Origin of the sequence: Saccharibacillus sp. CPCC 101409, assembly GCF_030518235.1 — a bacterium.
Lineage (GTDB): Bacteria > Bacillota > Bacilli > Paenibacillales > Paenibacillaceae > Saccharibacillus.
Map to the genome: position 1 here is coordinate 135,089 of NZ_JAULSA010000012.1, position 19,780 is coordinate 154,868.

Consider the following 19,780-nt stretch of genomic DNA (forward strand, 5'->3'; position numbering starts at 1 on the left):
TGGAGAGGGTAACCACTTATGGAAAATAACAAAGGAAGTGCCGGCGGATTCGCCAGGCACCGCCGCGAGGACCTGATCGGCAAAACGTATACGTATATCTGCGTCCTGCTGCTGATTATCGTCATTACGGCCATTGTTTATTTCGTCGCTTCCAAAGGACTGGCGACATTTATTACGGACGGAGTCAGTCCGGTCGAGTTCCTGTTCGGCACGCATTGGAATCCGGTAGGCGACAACGCTTCTTTCGGAGCCCTGCCGTTTATCGCGGGTTCGTTCATCGTCTCGCTGCTGGCGGCGCTGATCGCCGGACCGCTCAGCATCTGCGCGGCGCTGTTCATGACCGAGATCGTGCCGGGCAAAGGCAAGCGTATTCTCCAGCCGGTCATCGAGCTGCTGTCGGGCATTCCGTCGGTCGTCTACGGCTTTATCGGCCTGACGGTGCTCGTTCCGTTTATCTCGGCCCTGACGGGCGGGGATTCGATCGGCTACGGCGTGGCGGCGGGGGCGCTTGTGCTCTCGGTCATGATCCTGCCGACGATCACAAGCATCGCGGCCGACGCGCTGGCTTCGCTGCCGCGCGGACTGCGCGAAGCGTCCTATGCGCTCGGCGCGACCCGCTGGCAGACCATTTACCGGGTGATCCTCCCGACGCTGGCTCCTTCGCTCTGGACGGGCATCATCCTGGGCATCGCCCGGGCGTTCGGCGAAGCGCTGGCCGTGCAGATGGTTATCGGCAACGCGCCGTTTATCCCCAAATCGCTGCTGACGTCGGCGTCCACGCTGACGAGCGTCATCACGCTGAACATGACCAATACTTCGACCGGGTCGGTGCAAAACAACGTCCTCTGGAGCATGGCGCTGATGCTGCTCTTTATGACTTTCGTGTTCATCATCGTCGTACGGCTGCTTCAAAGGAGGAATAAGCTGTGAATGCCAAAACCGCGGACAAAGTCGCCACGGGCGTCATTATCTTTTTTGCCGTACTGATCGTCGCTATCCTGGGCGGGCTGCTCGGCTATATCCTGGTACGCGGCCTGTCGCATATCAGCTGGGACTTCCTGACTTCGCCGTCCCAGAACTTCAAAGCGGGCGGAGGGATCGGCCCGCAGCTGTTCAACTCGCTGTTCCTGCTGGTGCTGACCATGATTATTACCGTGCCGATCGGGCTCGGCGGCGGCATCTACATGTCGGAATACGCCAAAGACAACAAGCTGACGGGCTTTATCCGCCTCGTCGTCGAAGTGCTGTCGTCGTTTCCGTCGATCGTTGTGGGCCTGTTCGGCCTGCTGCTGTTCGTCAACACCTTCGGCCTCGGCTATTCGCTGCTGTCGGGCGCGATCGCGCTGGCGATCTTCAACCTTCCGCTGATGGTGCGCATCACCGAGCAGTCGTTCCGCGCCGTGCCGCGCGAGCAGAAGGAAGCGGGACTGGCCCTGGGCCTGTCCAAGTGGAAGATCATCACGTCGATCCTGCTGCCCGTCGCGCTGCCGAGCTTGATTACCGGCACGATTCTCGCCGCGGGCCGCGTGTTCGGCGAAGCGGCCGCGCTGCTGTTCACGTCCGGCATGACCACGCCGCCGCTGGACTTCGGCGACTGGAATCCGCTGCATCCGCGTTCCCCGATCAATCCGCTGCGCTCGGCCGAGACGCTCGCCGTGCATATCTGGAAAGTCAACAGCGAAGCGCGCATTCCGGACGCCAAAGAAGTCTCCGCCGGCGCTTCGGCCGTGCTGGTGATCATGGTCCTGATCTTCAACCTGATCGCGCGCTGGTTCGGACGTTTCGTTTACCGCAGGATTACCGCTTCCAAGCGGATGGATTAGGAGGAAGTCATATGCAGACAAGCACGCAGCCCCGATTCGGGACGGAAGAATTAAGCGTATTTTACGGCACGCACGAAGCCGTCAAGAAGATCAACATGGAGTTCCCGGAGAAAAGCGTGACCGCGCTGATCGGCCCGTCGGGCTGCGGCAAGTCGACGTTTCTGCGTTCGCTGAACCGGATGAACGACGAGATCGCGTCCGCCCGCGTGACCGGCCGTATCTGGATGGACGGGGAAGACCTGAACGACCGGGACACCGATGCGGTCACGCTGCGCCAGAAGATCGGCATGGTCTGGCAGCGCCCCAATCCTTTTTACAAATCGATCTACGAAAATATCGCGTTCGGCCCGAGGTACCACGGCACGCGCAGCAAGAAGAAGCTCGACGAGATCGTCGAACAGAGCCTGCGCCGCGCCGCGCTGTGGGACGAAGTCAAAGACCGCTTGAAAGAATCGGCGCTGTCGCTGTCCGGCGGCCAGCAGCAGCGTCTGTGTATCGCGCGCGCGCTGTCGGTCAGCCCGCAGATCCTGCTGCTCGACGAGCCGGCTTCCGCGCTCGATCCGGTTTCGACCGGCAAAGTCGAAGAACTTGTGATCGAGCTAAAAAAAGAACTGCGCATCGTAATCGTCACGCACAATATGCAGCAGGCCGCGCGCGTGTCCGACTATACCGCCTATTTCTATCTGGGCAACCTGGTCGAGCACGACGATACGACCCGGCTGTTCTCCAATCCGGCCAACCAGATGACCCAGGAGTATATCATGGGCCGGTTCGGCTGAACCCCGGCCCAACTTGCCCGGTTGGCGATTTCTTGCGGGCTTCGGCCGATTCCGCGCTGAGACTTCGTACACGTTTCAGGTACGAATCTCCATTGAACGCAGCCTTGCCTTTAGCCTTGATAGGTACCGGCTTCCGCGGCCGTTTTCTCTTCCGGAGAAAGCGGCCTTTTTGTATTGGAGGACCCGACGAACGCCCGCGGCATACATTGAACTGCCACGCGGAATGGGGTAGGATTAACGAATGAGAACGATTCCCGATACGGAAAGGAAGAACCTATCATGTCCGAAGCCAACAAGATCGAATTCGGCGCCGAAGCGCTTCAGCCGCAGTTCTATATGACGGCCGAACCCAAGCCGGAAGCCGAACTTACGTTTACGCTGGAAGAACTGAGCCCGCCGGAACATGCGGAAAGGTTCCTGAGCCGGTACGCGGAACTGCTTAAAGCGCCCGATCTGCAGGCGCCGGTTACGTACTTCTGCAGCTGGTACTCCGGCATAGTCAGCGCTTCGCTTTATTTTCCGGCCGTGCTGGGGAAGCGGCCCGACTTCTCGCCGGCCAACCTGAGCGTGCAGCTGATTCCGCTGGAGAAAGGCGGCTCGCTGAACTTCGTGGTCGGCAGCCGGATGGCCGAGCCCGCTCCGCAGGACGAAACGGAACGAGAAGAGTGGACGCGCGCCGGGTTCCGCGGCTTCTTCGGCGGGACCTGCCGGCCGCTGATGGAGAATTTGGCCGCCGCTTCCGGCCTTGCGGTCGGCATGGTGTGGGCGCAGCTGCCCGGGCGAATGAATTACTTCGCCGAGAGCTGGCGGAACCATCCCCAGATCGCGCCGCTGCTGGCGCCGCACCGCGAACGGCTGGAACGCGGCTACGAGCTGATAAAGAACCTGGAAGCGGAGGCGTTCGGCCGCAAGAAGAATCCGTTCGATATCCGCTTTCGCTTTGTCGAGCATGCGATCGACCCGAAGCAGCAGATCCAGCTTCGTCCGAGCTGCTGCTTGTACCACACCATCGAAGGCGGCGACTTCTGTTATAACTGTCCGAAGCTGAACGAACGGGAGCGGGCGGAGCGCAGAGCCCGGCTGAGAGCGCAGTGAGCGATAAAGAGCGGATTTACGGCCGGCTGGAGGGCGTAACGGGCAGAAGCGAATTCGAACTGAGCGAAGAAGCGGCAGATGCAACCGCAACGATCAAGATCGTCGCGGTCTCGGATACGCATATGCCGCGAATGGCGAAAGCACTGCCTCCTGCGCTTGTGCAGGAATTGGCCGATGCCGACCTGATTCTTCACGCCGGCGACTGGACATCGCCGGAAGTATACGACATGCTGGCCGTTTATGCGCCGGTGCAGGGCGTGGCGGGCAACAACGACGGTCCCGATATTGTCGAACGCTGGGGATATCGCCGGATCGTCGAGATCGGCGGCCACCGCTTCGGCCTGGCGCACGGCCATCTCGGGTGGGGCAGTGCCGCGCAGAACGCGTATGCGGCTTTTGAAGAGGAAGAAGGGATTAGCGCGATCGTATTCGGTCATTCGCATGTGCCGCTTCTGACAGCTGCGAACGGCGTCACCCTGTTCAATCCCGGCTCTGCGACGGATAAACGGCGGCAGGAACGCTTTTCTTACGGAATCATCACGCTGCAAAGTGTAATGAGCACTTATCAGCATGGCTATTACTCTTCCAAAGTCTAGGTCGTGCTTTAAACATCCTTCTAAATCCCCGGCTTGCAGCGGATGAAAACTTTGTATCTACAATTCCCCGAATATTCCTGTTTTGTAAGCGCAGTGTTTTGACCGTGTAAAGAGAGTGTTTTATAATGGACGTTTGAATCCAACTCTCTTGTTCAAAGAAGGTATCGAATCATGAAATTTGTACAACCTTATGCCGCGACGCACAAACCCGACCGGTTGCTTCTGACGGCGGCCGGCATCTTGTTCGCCAAACTGCTGCTGCTGCGCGGATTTTTCTTCTCGGAGCTTCAGGTCGGCGGCGTGTTCGTGGATCTGATGGCCGCGCTCGGCCTGACCTGCCTGATGGAACTGATCCTTCCGCGCCGCTGGCGGGCGGGCGTCCTGTGGGCGATCAATCTTGCGCTGTCGATGGTGTTCTTCTCGGCGGCCGTTTACCATTCCTATTTCGGCTCGGTGCCGACCTATGTCGCGCTCGGCTCGCTCGGTCAGGTGCCGGAAGTCGGCAATGTGGTGCAGGGGTTGATTAAGCCCGTATACTTCCTGTTCTTCGCCGACCTGCTGGTTCTGATCGGACGCTCAGCGGCCCGGATGGTTCGCCGCAAACCGCGCGGACCGATCTTCGGCCCGGCCGGTCGCGGTGCCGCCGTCGTCCAGACGAGCCGCGTGGCTGCGGCCGCGACGCTTATCGTCTGCCTGCTGCTGTCGGGCGTGTGGATCAACCGCAGCTCGGCGATCAGCAACGAGATCGTGCGCGCGGAAAACATCGGCTTTTTCAACTATCAGGTCAGTACCGCGATCGAGAAGCGCAAAGAAAAACAGTTCCTCGCGTCCACTTCGCCGGAAGAAATCGCCGCGCAGGTCTCGGAACTGAAGAATTCGTTCGATGCTTCGGGCAGCGCGGACGCGGCGGCTCAAACGAATGATCCGAAGTATTTCGGCGCGGCCGAAGGCATGAACGTCGTCGTCGTGCAGATGGAATCGTTCCAGAACTTCCCGATCGGCTACAAGCTGGACGGGACGGAAGTGACGCCGAACCTGAACGCTCTGGTCGAAGAAAGCTTTTATTTCCCGCATATTTTTCAGCAGATCGGTCCGGGCAACACCTCCGACGCCGAGTTCATCTCGAATACGTCGATCTATCCCACGGCGCAGATCGCGATGTCGACCGGTTACGGCGACCGCCAGATTCCGAGTTCGCCAAGGCTGCTGGAGAGCAAAGGATACAAGACCGCTACTTTCCAGATCAACAGCGCCACATTCTGGGACCGCAATCAGCTGTATCCGGCGCTCGGCTTCCAGAACTTTTACGACAAGCCCAATTACGACAACGACCATTTCAACAACTTCGGCGCTTCGGACGAAGAGATGTACCGGGTCGGATTGGAAAAAATCGACGAGATGAAAGCGGACGGTTCGCCGTTCTACGTTCAGTTCGTGACGACCGCGAGCCACGCGCCGTTCAACGTCCCGGAAGAGTTCCCGCAGCTGGCGATTCCCGATCGCTTGCAGGATACGCAGCTCGGCCGCTACCTGAACGCGCAGCACTACACGGATTACGCGGTCGGCAAGCTGATCGAAGGATTGAAAGAGCAGGGAATCTGGGACAATACGCTGCTGCTGCTGTACGGCGATCACGGCGGTCTGTCCACGGCGGAGAACGATCCGGAATGGGTAAGCTCCGTGCTGGGCATTCCGTACGAACCGAGTATTACCCGCTTCAACGTTCCGATGATCGTGCACGTTCCGGGCGCCGGGCAGGGGGAGAAAGTCGAACTTGCGGGAGGCCAGATGGACTTCGTGCCGACGCTGATGAACCTGCTGGGCATCTCGCCGGAAAAAGAAGGCTACACGCTGTTCGGACGCGATCTGCTCAATGCGGCGCGCAATACGATCGGCATCCGCTACTATCTGCCGACGGGTTCGTTTGTAGGCGACGGCGTGCTGTTTACGCCGGGCGAAGGCTTCGAAGACGGGACTGCCGTATCGCTGGATACGCTGGAGCCGGTCGAAGACCTCGAACCGTACCGCGACGATTACGAGTATGTTCTCCAGCTGATGAAGCTGTCGGACGATTACGTCAAAGTGCTGCCGAAGCGGGGAATCGGAGGCAAATAAGAAAGGAGCGGTAAGATGAACGCACAGCCGGTCAGATGCCGCTGGGTCAACGAAGATCCGCTGTACATCCGTTACCATGACGAGGAATGGGGCGTCCCCGTCCACGACGACAGCCAATGGTTCGAACTGCTGACGCTCGAAGGCGCGCAGGCGGGGCTGAGCTGGTATACGGTGCTCAAGAAGCGTGCCCGCTACCGCGAAGTCATGGATAACTTCGATCCGGAAGCGGTCGCGCTCTACGACGACGGCAAGATCGCCGAGCTGCTGCTCGATCCGGGCATTATCCGCAATCGGTTGAAGATCCGGTCGGCGGTCCGGAACGCCGAAGCTTTTCTGCTCGTGCAGCGGGAATTCGGCAGCTTCGACGCTTATATGTGGAACTTCGTCGAAGGCGCGCCGATTATCGGCGGCTGGTCCGCTCCCGAACAAGTGCCCGCGAAGACGCCGCTGTCGGACCGGATCAGCCGCGATCTCAAGCGCAGGGGCTTCGGCTTCGTCGGCTCGACGATCTGCTACGCGCTGATGCAGGCGTCCGGCATGGTCGACGATCATCTGGCCGACTGCTGCCGATCTTCGCGCGATGTCTCATCGGGCCCTTCTCCGGGTTAAATATAGAAAGGGAAGTTTGACGAGACGAAGAGGAGCGTGAATCCGATGAAGATCATGATTACGCAGCAGGAAGCGATGCAGCGCAAGATCTGGGACGATATTATCCAGATGTTCGGGCTGGAGAAAGACAAAGATTACTGGGAGAACGAACAGTTCATCCTGACCGAAGAGCAGGCGCGCCGGGTCGGATTGATTCGGTAAAAAAAAGCTGTTTCCGACACCGCGGCATCAACCGCGCAGGTCGGAAACAGCTTTTTTAGTTCGAATCCGGAGCGGCAGCGTACAACGCTTTCCCGGCTGACGAACAGGTTTTTTCACATTACACGACGGAAGTTGCCGCGCGGTCCGGGAACCAGATCGCAGGCAGTTCGTCCACGCTCATCGGGCGGCAGATCAAGTAACCCTGGATGCCCGGGCAGCCCATATCCATCAGCTGGAGCAGCTGTTCGCCGTCCTCTACGCCTTCGGCGACGACGCCCAGGTTCATTGCCCGGGCCATGCCGAGCAGAGCGGAGATAACGGCGGGATTCATCTGTACGATGAAGGAGCGGTCGATCTTGAAACGGTCGATCGGAATCTGCGTCAGGATGCCGAGGGACGAATAGCCTGTACCGAAGTCGTCGAGCGAAAGTGTGTATCCGAGGCCCTGGAGCCGTTTGAGGATGCCGCGAATTTCTTCGATATCGCGCATCACAAGCGTTTCCGTCACTTCGAGGTCGAACTGCGCGGGAGTCAGGCCTTCTTCCGCAATAATCGTATTCAGGCGGTCGACGAAGTCTTCGTTTTGAAACTGCACCTGGGAGATATTGACCGCGATCCGCACCTCGGGCCCGAACTTCTCGCGAAGCCGGGGGAAATCTTTGCATGCCCGGCGGACGACCCATTCACCGATCGGAACGATCAGGCCGGTCTCTTCGGCAACGGGAATAAAATCGCCCGGCGGAATCAGCTGGCGGTGTCCGAGATTCCAGCGCAGCAGCGCCTCGACCTCGATCACCCGGTTGCGCGAAGCATCGAAGATCGGCTGGTAGTGCAGCAGCAGCTCGTCTCTTTCGATGCACTGGTTCAGCGCGATTTCGTAATCGAATTTGATCATCTGGTCGTAGCGGAAGTCTTCTTTGTATTCGTGGTAGCGGCTGCGGCCTTTGCCTTTGGCGTAGTACAGGGCGATATCGGCCTGGCGCAGCAGCTTCGACAGATCGTCGCGCGCCGGAGAGGAGGAGATGCCGATGCTGGCGCTGACTTTGATCATGCGTTCTTCGAGCAGAAACGGACTTTCCAGGATGTTCAGAATCTTGCGCGCTTCCTGGTCGGCTTCCCGGATCGGCGTTTCGCACAGCAGAATAAATTCGTCGGCTCCCTGACGCGCGATTACATACGGCGGACCGAAAGCCTGCTTCAACCGATCCGCCACTTCGGTCAGCAGCTTGTCGCCGATCTCGTGTCCGAGCGAATCGTTGATATTCTTGAAATTGTCCAGGTCGATCAGAAACAGCGCATAAGGCTTGTTTACGAAATCGTACAGAAAGCGCCGGGTAAACAAATGTGTCAACTCGTCGTGATACGCGTAGTGCGGAGAGCGATGTCCGTAATCGTCGCCTTTCATCATATCCCGCGTTACGCAGACGACGTACTCGATCTCCCCGTGCTCGTCGAACATCGGCGTCAGAATGCTTTCACCGCTGAGCGCCCCGTTCGGCAGAAGCGTTCCGTCCGCAAAACGCAGGCTGCGGCGCTCGTCGACGACTTTATGATATTTATGATGCAGATATTGGCCCATCTGCGGCTCGTTGGCATAAACGTCATGGAAAGTCTTCCCGATATGTTCCGGCCGGATGCCGCTGATTTCCGCGGCCGCAGAATTGACGTAATGATAGCGAAACTGTTCATCGTCCACGGCCATGACGTATACGCAATCTTCCAGCGCATTCAGCATCCGGGCCAAGACTTTTTCCTGCGGATCTGTTTGTTTCATGATGTCCCCCTTAATCAATCCGAGATCGCGCAATTTTATAATTCCATCATACTATGGACGCGTTCCGCCCGCCTAGGGGAAGAAAGGAGGATAAACGCGTCATAACGAGAAGAGGACTTCCCATTTTTTGTCGAAAATACAGAGCGGGCGCGGCCCGGGAAACGTGTCTCAAATAGATGGACTAGTTTGACGGCAAGCCGGATCGGGTAAAAAAGTTGAAACCGATAACGCGGGGAGGAAACGACAATGATCAAGAAAATTGCAGGTACTTTCGAACGCGAAGAACAGGCGGTACAAGCAATCCACGAACTCAAAAACGCGGGGTATACGGGCGACGAGATTTCGGTCATCGCCAAAGATACGAAGGAATCCGAAGAACTGCGCAGCGAAACGGGTACGAAAGCGCCGGAAGGCATGGCCGGCGGCGCGATCGCGGGCGGGGCGCTCGGTGGCGCAGCCGGCGTCATCGCCAGCCTCGGCGCGCTTGCGATTCCGGGCATCGGCCCTCTGCTCGCGGCGGGACCGATCGCGGCAGGGCTTGCCGGCGCCACGCTCGGCGCGGGAGTAGGCGGCCTGGCGGGCGGCCTTATCGGACTCGGCATTCCGGAGAAAGAAGCCAAATACTACAACGACCGCGTCCATGCGGGCGAAGTCCTGGTGCTCGTGGACGAACAGGAAGCGATGCGCAGCAAGATTTACGAGATCTATCTACGCAACGGCGCCACCAATACCGAATACTTCGATCCCGACGACGCGACGGGAACTCCGGACATGATGCCGGCCGACCAGAGCGCGGCTCCGGCCGCGGCAAGAAGCGCGGAGCTGCCCGATACGCCGGAGAACTCCGGCGATCCGGTTCGCAACCGCGAAGAAGCGATCGATCCGAGCAGCACGACGGACCCGACACGCCAGTCGTCAAACCTGATCATCGGACGCGACGACCGCCCATACAAAGGAAACGACTGACTGCAGCCGCCGCGCTGTTCGATCTGTATAGAAAAAGGAGCTTTCGGCATGCCGCCGAAAGCTCCTTTTTCTATCACGATCAAGCGCCATGCTTCGGCTTATGCCGAAATCTTCGGCTCCCCGGCCCGGCGGACCGGATTGCGGCGTTCCATCCGGTGATGCAGCCCGTAGTAAGCCGCCAGCGCCAACAGCACGATCAGCCCGCCGATCAGATACATCTTAGAGTAGCCGATCGAGGACGCGATTGCGCCGAGCAGGTACGAGCCCAATCCGTAGCCCAGATCGAAGAACACGAAATACGTGCCGGTCGCAAGACCGCTGCGATGCGGCGGAGCGGACTGGATCGCAAGCGTTTGAAAACTCGGAATGATCGCGCCGTAGCCAAGCCCGATAACGGCCGCCGCAAGCAGGAACAGGGCGGCTGTGTCCGCACGGCTGAGCCCGATCAGTCCGGCCGCAAACAGCGCGATACCCGGATACACCAGCGCATGCGCGCCGCGTCTGTCGAACAGCCGGCCGGTAAACGGGCGCGACAGCAGCACGACGGCGGCAAACACCACAAAAAAGTAGCTGGCTGAACTTTTGAGCCCGAGCGAATCCGCGTACACGGAAATAAAAGTCGAGATCGCCCCGTAAGCAAAAGCGACCAGAAAGCCCGCCAGCGCAACCGGAATCGCTTTGAATTCGATAAACCGGCGGATATTCCACGCCCCGAATTCGTGCGCGGGCCGCTCGCGCTTAGGAATCGGCGTGACGATCCCGCACACGCAGGCGAGAACGGCAAACCCGATAATCAGAACGAACAGAGTGGCGAAGCCGGCTCGTTCCGATACCGACAGCCCGACGAAAGGCCCGAATACCATCGCCAGGCTCATGAACAGCGTAAAGTAGCCGATGCCTTCTCCTTTGCGTTCGCGCGGAATCAAATCCAGCACGACCGTCGAGGTCGTCGTGGCCGCGATGCCGAACGAGATGCCGTGCACGAAGCGCAGCAGAAGCAGAAGAGCGTAACTCGGCACCCACAGATAGAACAGGCTGCATACCGCGAACATCGACACCGAGAACACCAGCAGCTTTTTCCGGTCGATCTCGTCCAGCCACTTACCCGTCAGCGGACGAAAAATAACCGCCGCGATCACGAAAACGGTGGTGACGAGCCCGATGCCGCCTTTGGCCGCGTTCAGGTGTTCCAGGGCATAAGCCGGAAGCGTCACCGCCAGAATGTAGAAATTGATAAAAATAAAAAAACTGCTGAAGCTTATCGTCAAAAAATTGCGGCTCCATAATCGCTGCGTATCCAGACAACCATCCTCCTACATATCGTTTCACTTTTAATTGTCTTAACAACTATATAAATTTTGAACGGGATTGTCAATACAGATGCGGGGCGCGGATATGGTAAGATAGAAAAAGAGACAGGAACAGTACCTTATCTTTAGCGTTGACAAGGTACCAACGGCCCTGGGGAAGCGGAGGAGAGAGCGATGTCGGACGAAGTGAGCCGGGTTCACCGGATTCCGTTCAGCAGAATTTGCGGGGTATTGGGCATCAGGCAAAAGATCATCAATGTCTATCCGGATTACGCCAATAAAACGGTCGTCGTGGAAACGGACAAGAACGTGCGCAATCCGAGTACGATTATCGAAGTGAGAAGCACGTATCTCGACGTTCGTACGGTCAGCGCGGAAGAGTATAACCGGATGCCGTACAAGCCCAATGTGACGGATAAACTAAAGGGCCTGCTGGACGACGAAGAAAGAGACGCCCTGACCGAAAGCCTGCATATGGCAATCGCCGGAACGGAACACGAACTGCTGGGCGAACCGGAAGGCGAAGAGCGGGAGCGCAAGCGCCGGTTTCTGGAAAACGCCCGCCGGGCCTTCAATAAGCTGACCGGAGACCTGTAAGAAGCGGCGTATACCGATTTACACTTGTTCCGCCCTGTAATTCACGCTACAATAAACAGGTGTGAAACCAAGTACAGAACCAATAAATGGAAAGCGAGCGGGATAGATATGGGTCGTAAATGGAATAATATCAAGGAAAAGAAAGCTTCCAAAGACGCCAATACCAGTCGGGTTTATGCCAAGTTCGGCGTTGAAATTTACGTAGCGGCCAAGAAAGGCGAGCCCGATCCGGAATCGAACCGCGCTCTGAAGGTCGTTCTCGAACGCGCCAAGACGTATAACGTGCCGAAGGCGATTATCGACCGCGCCATGGAAAAAGCCAAAGGCAGCGGCGACGAGACGTATACCGAGCTGCGCTACGAAGGCTTCGGCCCGAACGGTTCGATGGTGATCGTCGACGCGCTGACCAACAACGTGAACCGTACCGCTTCCGACGTACGCGCCGCATTCAGCAAGAACGGCGGCAACCTGGGCGTCAGCGGTTCCGTCGCTTATATGTTCGACGAAACGGCCGTAATCGGGATCGAAGGCAAGAACGAAGAAGAAGTGCTCGAACTGCTGATGGAAGCCGATGTGGACGCGCGCGATATCATGGCCGAAGACGACGCTGTTATCATCTATGCCCAACCGGACCAGTTCCACAACGTGCAGGAAGCTCTGCGCGCGGCGGGCATCGAAGAATTCACGGTCGCCGAAATCACCATGCTGCCGCAAACCTTTGTGTCCCTCGACGAAGACGGCGAGAAACAGTTCGACAAGATGATCGACGCGCTCGAAGACCTGGAAGATGTTCAGCAGGTCTACCACAACGTCGATTCCGAAGAAGAGTAAGAAGCAAATTTGTGCGAGGCTCCCGGCGGGGGCCTCGTTTTTTTGTAAGGCCGAATAGGTCGTTCAAAACGGAATATGCTAAAATGAGGAAAAAAGAAAGAAGGGTGCCGCCGCATGTTCAACCCGGATAGCGAACAATACGTCGTATTTAAAATCGAAGGAGAAGAATACGGGATTCCGATCGAATCGGTCCATCAAATCCTTCCGGTGCCGGACAACGTTCCGGTGTCGGATTATTATTCGGCCGTTCACGGCATGATGAAGATAGCGGGGAAGATTATGCCGGTCTTCGACGTGCATTTTGCATTCGGCTTCGACGAACCTTTTCCCGATCCCAGACAGCGTTTGATCGTGATTCGGGAAGGACGTTTGACCGTCGCGCTGCTGGTTGACGAAGTGACGGAGGTGCTGAAAACGGGGCAGGAGCAGCCCGAGGTGCCGAGCGGAGTGCGCCGAATGCGCAAAGGCGGATTCTTCACGGGCATGTACCGGACCCCGGAACGAATCGTCCTGCTGTTCGACCTGCGCGATATGCTGGAGGAAGAAGGACTGGAACTGAACTAGATCCAACGGGAATGCAGCGAACTGAAAAAAAGCACACAAATACCCCCGCATCCTTGAATCAACAAGACTGCGGGGGGGCTATTCGTTTAGATCATTATTCAATTTTCTTCGTTCCTCCTGATGATCCAATCCACATGCTTGACATGGTGAACGTACTGCTTGTGTTTCCAGTCTTGCCGATTGGCGTATGCTTCACAGCTTTCGTCAATCGTTTAGCGGTTTGTTTCTAAATTTATCGTGCTTATTTGAAACATCCGTACTCCGCAGCTTATCGGAGCTTGCCGTACTCTTCACGGCTACCATGTCTTCTACGCATATGGGGGTGGGTTCCCGCATACATCGATTCCACGAAAAGTGTTTTCACCGGCACTTTTCCTCGGTGTGAATCGGGCTAGTATGCTTCGCTTTCGCTATTGCATCGGAATCCTGCTCCTCTCCACGCAAGGCTCGACTCATGCTCGAAACGGCTTCTTCCGCTGAACAATAGTTTCACTTTGGTTTGACATCGCAGCTGCTTTCGCATGGGACCTCGTCTTCACAGCGTCCGTCGCGTCATGCGGCAGAGCGTTATGCCTGCCTAACCTATTGCATTGGAATCATGCTCCCATCTTGCAAGGTTTCATTCCCTGCTCGAAATCGCGTTTTCCTTCTACAAAGGTCTTATTCAACAGATCACCTTAACCTTATCGCATGATTTCGTACACGTTCAAACTCATTGATTAAGAAACTCGTTTCACCCGGGTTTGTTGCATGGTCTTGCACATTCTTCGGTTGAGTTTCCCACATACCTGATTTCACAAAAAGCGCTGTCACGAACACTTTTTGAAACGTGAAACCACTCAGTATGCTTCGCTGGCGTGTTTCATCGGAATCTACTCCCCTCGGCAGAATTGATTCTGCGCAATCGGTGCTTTCCGTTTCGAACCGCGCTTGCTTCTGAGTTCCCCACGTATCCTCGATCTCACGAAAAACTTTTTCACTGAAGTTTTTCATGCGTGAAAATCGGTCATTGATACGCTTCGCTAACCTGTGTCATCGGAATCCTGCTCCCTTCATCCAAGAAATCATTCTCGTTTGAATCGGCTTCATTCTTCCGTCCCAACTCAATGGCCTACGGTGAATATCTGAGTTCCCGCATATCCGGTCTCTCGAAAGACGTTTTCACGGTCGCCTTTCTTTCCATTTAAGAGCCTTCCGATATGCATCGCTTACCCTAGTCCATTGGACTTGTCCCTCCTTGTATAAGGATGATGGAAAAAGTCTTCTTGAGCCCACCCGCGTATGCTTTTGGTTTAGTGCTTTGAAGCATTGCCGCTGGTGTTGCCTCTATATTAACCTCTTCGGCCGAAAAGTAAAACTTGTGTAAAAACATCAAGATCTTTGTAAAACGCGATCTCGTGAATCCAGCACGCTACAGCTTGTCCAATCTTGGAATTACGCGTTTTTTTTCGAGTATGCTCGTTCCGGGCAATCGGCAAGCTCGATAGAGCGGGCGGGAATGTGGGTAATAAGCAAATACGGGGAATAAGCGACACAAATATCCGACGGGAGGCGAAAGCAAAGTGAGTATGTTCAAAACGATCAAAACGAGTATCAACGATACGAAGCAGGCGCTCGACGGCATCAAGCAATCGATAAACGGCGTGAAAGAAGAAGCCGACGTATTGAAAGGCAATCTGGCGCTCGTCCAGGCGCAGGTGAAAGAAAAGCCGGCCAAGCTCAAGTCTTCGATGTCGTATCTGAAGCTGGGCATCGCGGACGCCAAAGCGACGATCGCCGAAACGAAGCAGGGGGTGACGGAAGTGAAAGACGCGGGCAAGGACAAGGAAACGGCGGGGAAGCTGGTGCCGGGCGCGGAGTTCGTTCGGGAAGAAGGCGGCTTTACGTTGAAAAAGGGCAGCGAAGTGATCGGCGAGATCACGTATGCGGTCGGTCCGGAAGAAGATACGTGGATGGCGAACCATACGTACGTCAAACCGGAATACCGGGGCGGAAGCATTGCCAAAGCGCTGCTCGACCGTCTGGTTGAAGAAGCGCGCAAAGAAGACAAGAAAATCTTCCCGGTCTGCTCGTACGTGGTGGCGCAGTTCAGACGCGATTCGGATTACAAGGACGTCTGGCATCAATATTGAAGCCGTCGGCGTATGCCGAACGGTTGTGCGGAGAAAACAAAAAGCTTCGCCGGAAACAGTCCGGCGGAGCTTTTATCGATCAAGGGATGAGATTTTTAAAATAATGCCCTGACTAAGCGGGTTCGGGTTCGAATACATAAACGATAACGCTCTTGTCGTCTTCGAATTTCCAGTCCAAATAAAGCCCGCTCGCTTTGCGTTCAAGAATGGCGGGAATTCGGGCTTTGTGAATGATTACATCTTTTTCGATTCCGCGTTTGACTTTGCGCAGGACATCGACAGCTCCCTGCTTAACGAATCCTTTTTCCAGTTTAAGCAGAAGGCCTTCCCGAATCACGATCAGTACATCGGGGTCGGCCCAATAGGAGTATACGGCTTTCGGCGTTTTTTGAACTTCGTTGGTGACTTCGGAAATTGCGGCATTTACACGATCCATCTCTTTGTACTGAATTTTGCCGGTTTGATACAGGTCGTTTTCCATGATTCCGATCAGTGTACCGGACAGGTTGTCGTCGTCCCAGTCGAAATAGAGTCCGCTGACTTCGAATACCGTATACTCCTGAATATATTCGATGATGCTGGGAAAAAGGTGCTCGACCATCAATTCCCGGATCGACCGCATCGCGTCCATATCTTCGGTATCGACCAGGTCCGTCATTACGATTCCGATAAATTTTTCCATATGAATAATGATCGAACGTTCGTCCATATAGACGTCGACTTTGTCCGGAACTTTACCGAAACTGTTTTCCAAAAGATTGCGGGTGAAAGAAGCGATGGTTTGTTGTAAGGTAGGCATAAAGGGAGACCACTCCTGCTTTTATGAATAAAATTAGTAAGCAATCCATTTACAAAAAATAAAATTTTTCATAAACGATCGCTCTATATTTTACAACAAATTTCTGTAAAAAAATAGTCAAGGGTTTTGAACAATTTATAAGAATATATTTCGAAACGATTCGATCAATTGATATAGAAAAAAGCCTATGCCTCTTTCTTTTCTTCGTTTCCCGAATCGGTTATTCTATAGATACTCTTTTGCCAGAAAATAAAGCCCTAACTAATCAAGCCCTATTAATATTTATGCGGATACGCGGCGCGGCCTTTGCTCTTCAGTCGCGCGCAATCGGCATCCATTCGAAGGAGACCCACTTATGACCTCTACGATCCTGGAACAACTTAGAACCGAGACTGCCGCTTATCACGATCGGGTCGAGGCCAACCCCTATGCGGCAGCCATTATGAACGGAAGTTTGTCCATGCCGAAGTATATCCGTTATCTCGAACTTTTTTACGGCTTTGTGGAGCCGCTTGAGCAGCTCGCCGACCAATCCGGCGCGCTGGACGCTTCCGCATACGATCTGGATGTGCGGCGTAAAACGCCGATGCTGGAGCGGGACCTGCTCGATCTCGGCCTTGACCGGCAGCGGCTGAACGAGCTCCCGCGCTGCGCCGAACTGCCCGATTTGTCCACGCCCGAGAAACTGCTGGGCAGTTTCTATGTCATTGAAGGCTCGACGATGGGCGGACAGATGATTACCCGGCAGCTGTCGCAATCGTTGTCCGTAACGCCGGAGCGGGGACTGCGCTACTTTAACGCGTATGGAGCCGAGACCCGGCCGCGCTGGGCCGCTTTCCGGGAACGCCTGCTCGAAGCCGGGACCGGCGAAGGGGAGCGCCGAGAAATCGTCGCCTCGGCGATCGAGACTTTCGCGCTGCTGGAACGCTGGCTGGAGACCGCGGCGCGCGCTTAACGGAAACCGCCGGGCGTTTATCCGGATTATGTACCGCTCGACTACATCTACAGTACCTACAGGAGGTTAACCCGTACCGATGCCCAACTCCAATCCCAATTTCGAGAACGAGCCTCTGGACCGCTCTCTGATTACCGACGGCGAGTTCGTGACCAACGAACCGATCGACTTGACCAACTGCGACAAAGAACCGATTCATATTCCGGGTCTGATTCAGCCGAACGGCGTGCTGCTGGCCGCGCTGCGCAAACCGGGCGGCAAGATCGTCCAATGCAGCCGCAACTCCGCCGCGCTGCTCGGACGCACGCCCGAGCAGCTGCTCGGCAGCCGGCTCTCCGACCTGATCGGCGAAGAAGCGCTGCTGGATCTGCTGGAGCGCGACCTGAACGCGGAAGCTTCTTCCGATCTCCAGTATCTCGACTTGAGTGTCGAAATCGAGGGCGTGCCGGCGAGGTTCACCGGCGTCGCCCACGACAGCGAAGGTCTGCTGATCCTGGAACTCGAACCGCTGATCGAAGAAGAAGCGGCCGACGAGGACTTCCGCTGGATCCGTACTTTCTTCGTCAAGCTGAAGCAGTCGGCCAACCGGTATACGGCCAGCCAGGCCGCGGCCGAACAGGTCAAAGAAATCCTCGGCTACGACCGGGTCATGATTTACGAATTCGACAAAGAATGGAACGGCAAAGTAATCGCCGAAGCCAAAGAGCCCGAACTGGAACCGTTCCTCGGCCACCATTATCCGGCTTCCGATATTCCGAAGCAGGCCCGAGCGCTGTATGTGCGCAACTGGCTGCGCACGATCGTCGACGTGAATTACGCTCCCGTCGAGATCGTGCCCACCGTACAGCCGCTGACGGGCAAGCCGCTGAACCTGAGTTTGTCCGTGCTGCGCAGCGTATCGCCGCTGCATATCGAATATTTGCAGAATATGGGCGTTGGGGCAACGGTGACGATTTCTTTGATCCAGGACGGCCAGCTCTGGGGATTGATTACCTGCCATCACTATTCGCCCAAATACGTTTCGCACCGTATTCGCAATCTGTGCAATTTCCTGGGCGCTTTCTTCTCGAACGAGCTGTATCAGCGCCAGCAGCTCGACGAGTATCAGACCGAACTGCGTCTGCGCACCGAAGCGTCAAGCATCGCCAAGATCTTTATCGGGAATACGACGTCGTTCCGGGTCGTCGAAGAACTGTATGCCGCCGAAAGCCGGATTCTGGAGCTGATGAGCGCATCCGGCGCGGCGATCAGCTATAACGACAAACTGATCCAGTTCGGCGATACGCCGGCGCCGGGACAGATCCGCGAGCTTGCCGGATGGATGGGCGGCAAGTCCGAGAACTACACATACCATACCTCCAGGCTCGGTCTTGAATTCGTGCCTGCGGCCGCCTACAAGGAAAAAGCGTCCGGCGCGCTCTACGTCGCGCTGTCGCCGGGCCAGCAGAACTATATCATCTGGTTCCGCCCCGAAGTGCTCCAGATCGTCGACTGGGCCGGAGATCCGGCCAAAGCCGTGATCCAGGAAGACGACGGCGTGCGCCTGTCGCCGCGCAAATCGTTCGAGAAATGGCGCCAGGTCGTGCAGTCCACGGCCCTGCGGTGGAAAGACGAGGAGCTGAACGCGCTGCCGGAACTGCGCGCGGTCGTCGGCAGACAGACCGAAAGCGAACTCCAGCAGGCCGAAGAGCAGGCGCTGCAGAATTCGCGGATGCTGCGGCAGAACGAACAGCGCTATTTGCAGCTGATGGAATTCTCGCCGGTCGCCTTCTTCACCATTACCAATCGCCATATCGTGTATTCCAACGAACAAGCGGCTCAACTGCTCGGCGAGGCGCACAAAGACAGACTGATCGGCCGCGATTTCCTGCCTTTCGTAAAAGAAGATTCCCGCCTGCCGATGCAGGATCTGCTTCAGAAACTGGAAGGAAACGCGACGCAGTTCGTTTCCGGCAGCCAGGCGTTCCTCAATGCCAAAGGCGAATCGATGCAGCTCGACGTCACGCTGGCCGCCGTATCGCACAGCGGACGACCGTCGGTCATGCTGATCGCCCGCAAAGTTTCGGACGATACGGAGCAGCAGGACGCTTATACGAATATCACCAATCAGCTGACCAGTTATATGACGACCGATCCGCTGACCGATCTGCCGAACCGCCGCATGTTCGAGCAGCAGCTTGAAGAAGACTGGAACGCGCGGAAGACGAACGGACGGATGCCGATTGCGCTGATGATGATCGATATCGACGATTTCCGCACATACAACGCCGTACACGGCCTGCAGGGCGGGGATCTTTGTATCCAGAGCGTTTCGCAGGTGCTCGATCTGTTCGGCCGGCAGTACGAAGCCAGCATGTCCCGCACCGGCGGAGGTACGTTCATGCTGCGTCTGGACGGTATATACACGGAGAAAGCGGAAGAACTGGCCGAATGGCTGCGCCAGGGCGTATACGATCTGCAAATCCGCCGCGACGACCAGGAGAGCGAGTATGTGACCGTGAGTATCGGCGGATGCGTTATGCAGCCGGACCCGGATCATCACTTCTCGTACTTTATGGCCCAGGCCGACCGGGCGCTGATGAAAGCGAAACAGGCGGGCAAGAACCGCGTGGAATTCAGTCATTAAGGGGACGA

General features: G+C 56.5%; 18 protein-coding genes. 15 read left to right on the top strand and 3 right to left on the bottom strand.

Going from position 1 to position 19,780, the window contains the following annotated elements:
• Window positions 1-18 precede the first annotated feature (18 nt).
• From pstC to QWJ34_RS21135, 8 genes are all read left to right on the top strand, one after another.
• Window positions 19-930: a phosphate ABC transporter permease subunit PstC gene (pstC, locus tag QWJ34_RS21100; RefSeq protein ID WP_302730920.1), complete on the top strand. Its 912-nt coding sequence runs from the start codon at window positions 19-21 to the stop codon at window positions 928-930.
• Window positions 927-1,823 (top strand): phosphate ABC transporter permease PstA, encoded by an 897-nt coding sequence (gene pstA, locus QWJ34_RS21105; RefSeq protein WP_302730922.1) that lies wholly within the window; start codon window positions 927-929, stop codon window positions 1,821-1,823. The genes pstC and pstA overlap by 4 nt, the downstream gene beginning before the upstream one ends.
• Window positions 1,824-1,834: 11 nt before the next feature.
• Window positions 1,835-2,602 (top strand): phosphate ABC transporter ATP-binding protein PstB, encoded by a 768-nt coding sequence (gene pstB, locus QWJ34_RS21110; protein ID WP_302730923.1) that lies wholly within the window; start codon window positions 1,835-1,837, stop codon window positions 2,600-2,602.
• Between the two features lie 279 nt (window positions 2,603-2,881).
• The gene (locus tag QWJ34_RS21115; RefSeq protein ID WP_302730924.1) at window positions 2,882-3,697 is read left to right on the top strand and encodes a (2Fe-2S)-binding protein; all 816 of its coding nucleotides are present in this window, start codon (window positions 2,882-2,884) and stop codon (window positions 3,695-3,697) included.
• 92 nt (window positions 3,698-3,789) lie between these two features.
• The gene (locus QWJ34_RS21120) at window positions 3,790-4,293 is read left to right on the top strand and encodes a metallophosphoesterase family protein (RefSeq protein ID WP_302730960.1); all 504 of its coding nucleotides are present in this window, start codon (window positions 3,790-3,792) and stop codon (window positions 4,291-4,293) included.
• Window positions 4,294-4,464: 171 nt separating this feature from the next.
• Window positions 4,465-6,408, top strand: a complete 1,944-nt coding sequence (locus QWJ34_RS21125) for an LTA synthase family protein (protein ID WP_302730925.1) — start codon at window positions 4,465-4,467, stop codon at window positions 6,406-6,408.
• Window positions 6,409-6,423: 15 nt separating this feature from the next.
• Window positions 6,424-7,017 (top strand): DNA-3-methyladenine glycosylase I, encoded by a 594-nt coding sequence (locus QWJ34_RS21130; protein ID WP_302730927.1) that lies wholly within the window; start codon window positions 6,424-6,426, stop codon window positions 7,015-7,017.
• A gap of 45 nt (window positions 7,018-7,062) precedes the next feature.
• Window positions 7,063-7,218 carry a hypothetical protein gene (locus QWJ34_RS21135; protein ID WP_302730929.1) on the top strand — a complete coding sequence of 52 codons (156 nt, stop codon included), beginning with the start codon at window positions 7,063-7,065 and terminating at the stop codon, window positions 7,216-7,218.
• Window positions 7,219-7,336: 118 nt separating this feature from the next.
• Here QWJ34_RS21135 and QWJ34_RS21140 read toward each other — a convergent pair whose 3' ends face one another.
• Window positions 7,337-8,992: a sensor domain-containing protein gene (locus QWJ34_RS21140; protein ID WP_302730930.1), complete on the bottom strand. Its 1,656-nt coding sequence runs from the start codon at window positions 8,990-8,992 to the stop codon at window positions 7,337-7,339.
• Window positions 8,993-9,238: 246 nt separating this feature from the next.
• Between QWJ34_RS21140 and QWJ34_RS21145 the strand changes: the two genes are divergently transcribed.
• Window positions 9,239-9,958, top strand: coding sequence for a general stress protein (locus QWJ34_RS21145; protein WP_302730931.1), 720 nt, complete (start codon window positions 9,239-9,241; stop codon window positions 9,956-9,958).
• Between the two features lie 98 nt (window positions 9,959-10,056).
• On the opposite strand, the gene QWJ34_RS21150 is transcribed toward QWJ34_RS21145, so the two are convergent.
• A complete protein-coding gene (locus QWJ34_RS21150) occupies window positions 10,057-11,226 on the bottom strand; it encodes an MFS transporter (protein ID WP_302730932.1) in 1,170 nt (389 codons plus the stop codon).
• A 216-nt stretch (window positions 11,227-11,442) separates the two neighbouring features.
• On the opposite strand from QWJ34_RS21150, the gene QWJ34_RS21155 reads away from it, so the two are divergent.
• The 4 genes from QWJ34_RS21155 (at window position 11,443) to QWJ34_RS21170 (ending at window position 15,392) form a co-directional block, all read left to right on the top strand.
• Complete coding sequence (locus QWJ34_RS21155) at window positions 11,443-11,865, top strand: hypothetical protein (protein WP_302730933.1); 423 nt, start codon at window positions 11,443-11,445, stop codon at window positions 11,863-11,865.
• A gap of 108 nt (window positions 11,866-11,973) precedes the next feature.
• Window positions 11,974-12,696 (top strand): YebC/PmpR family DNA-binding transcriptional regulator, encoded by a 723-nt coding sequence (locus QWJ34_RS21160; RefSeq protein WP_302730934.1) that lies wholly within the window; start codon window positions 11,974-11,976, stop codon window positions 12,694-12,696.
• A gap of 114 nt (window positions 12,697-12,810) precedes the next feature.
• The gene (locus QWJ34_RS21165; protein WP_302730935.1) at window positions 12,811-13,260 is read left to right on the top strand and encodes a chemotaxis protein CheW; all 450 of its coding nucleotides are present in this window, start codon (window positions 12,811-12,813) and stop codon (window positions 13,258-13,260) included.
• A gap of 1,568 nt (window positions 13,261-14,828) precedes the next feature.
• The gene (locus QWJ34_RS21170) at window positions 14,829-15,392 is read left to right on the top strand and encodes a GNAT family N-acetyltransferase (protein ID WP_302730962.1); all 564 of its coding nucleotides are present in this window, start codon (window positions 14,829-14,831) and stop codon (window positions 15,390-15,392) included.
• Between the two features lie 112 nt (window positions 15,393-15,504).
• On the opposite strand, the gene QWJ34_RS21175 is transcribed toward QWJ34_RS21170, so the two are convergent.
• A complete protein-coding gene (locus tag QWJ34_RS21175) occupies window positions 15,505-16,191 on the bottom strand; it encodes a Na-translocating system protein MpsC family protein (RefSeq protein WP_302730936.1) in 687 nt (228 codons plus the stop codon).
• Between the two features lie 355 nt (window positions 16,192-16,546).
• Here QWJ34_RS21175 and QWJ34_RS21180 point away from each other — a divergent pair, with 355 nt between their 5' ends.
• Complete coding sequence (locus QWJ34_RS21180; RefSeq protein ID WP_302730937.1) at window positions 16,547-17,146, top strand: biliverdin-producing heme oxygenase; 600 nt, start codon at window positions 16,547-16,549, stop codon at window positions 17,144-17,146.
• Window positions 17,147-17,225: 79 nt separating this feature from the next.
• Complete coding sequence (locus QWJ34_RS21185; protein ID WP_302730938.1) at window positions 17,226-19,772, top strand: diguanylate cyclase domain-containing protein; 2,547 nt, start codon at window positions 17,226-17,228, stop codon at window positions 19,770-19,772.
• The last annotated feature ends 8 nt before the right edge of the window (window positions 19,773-19,780 follow it).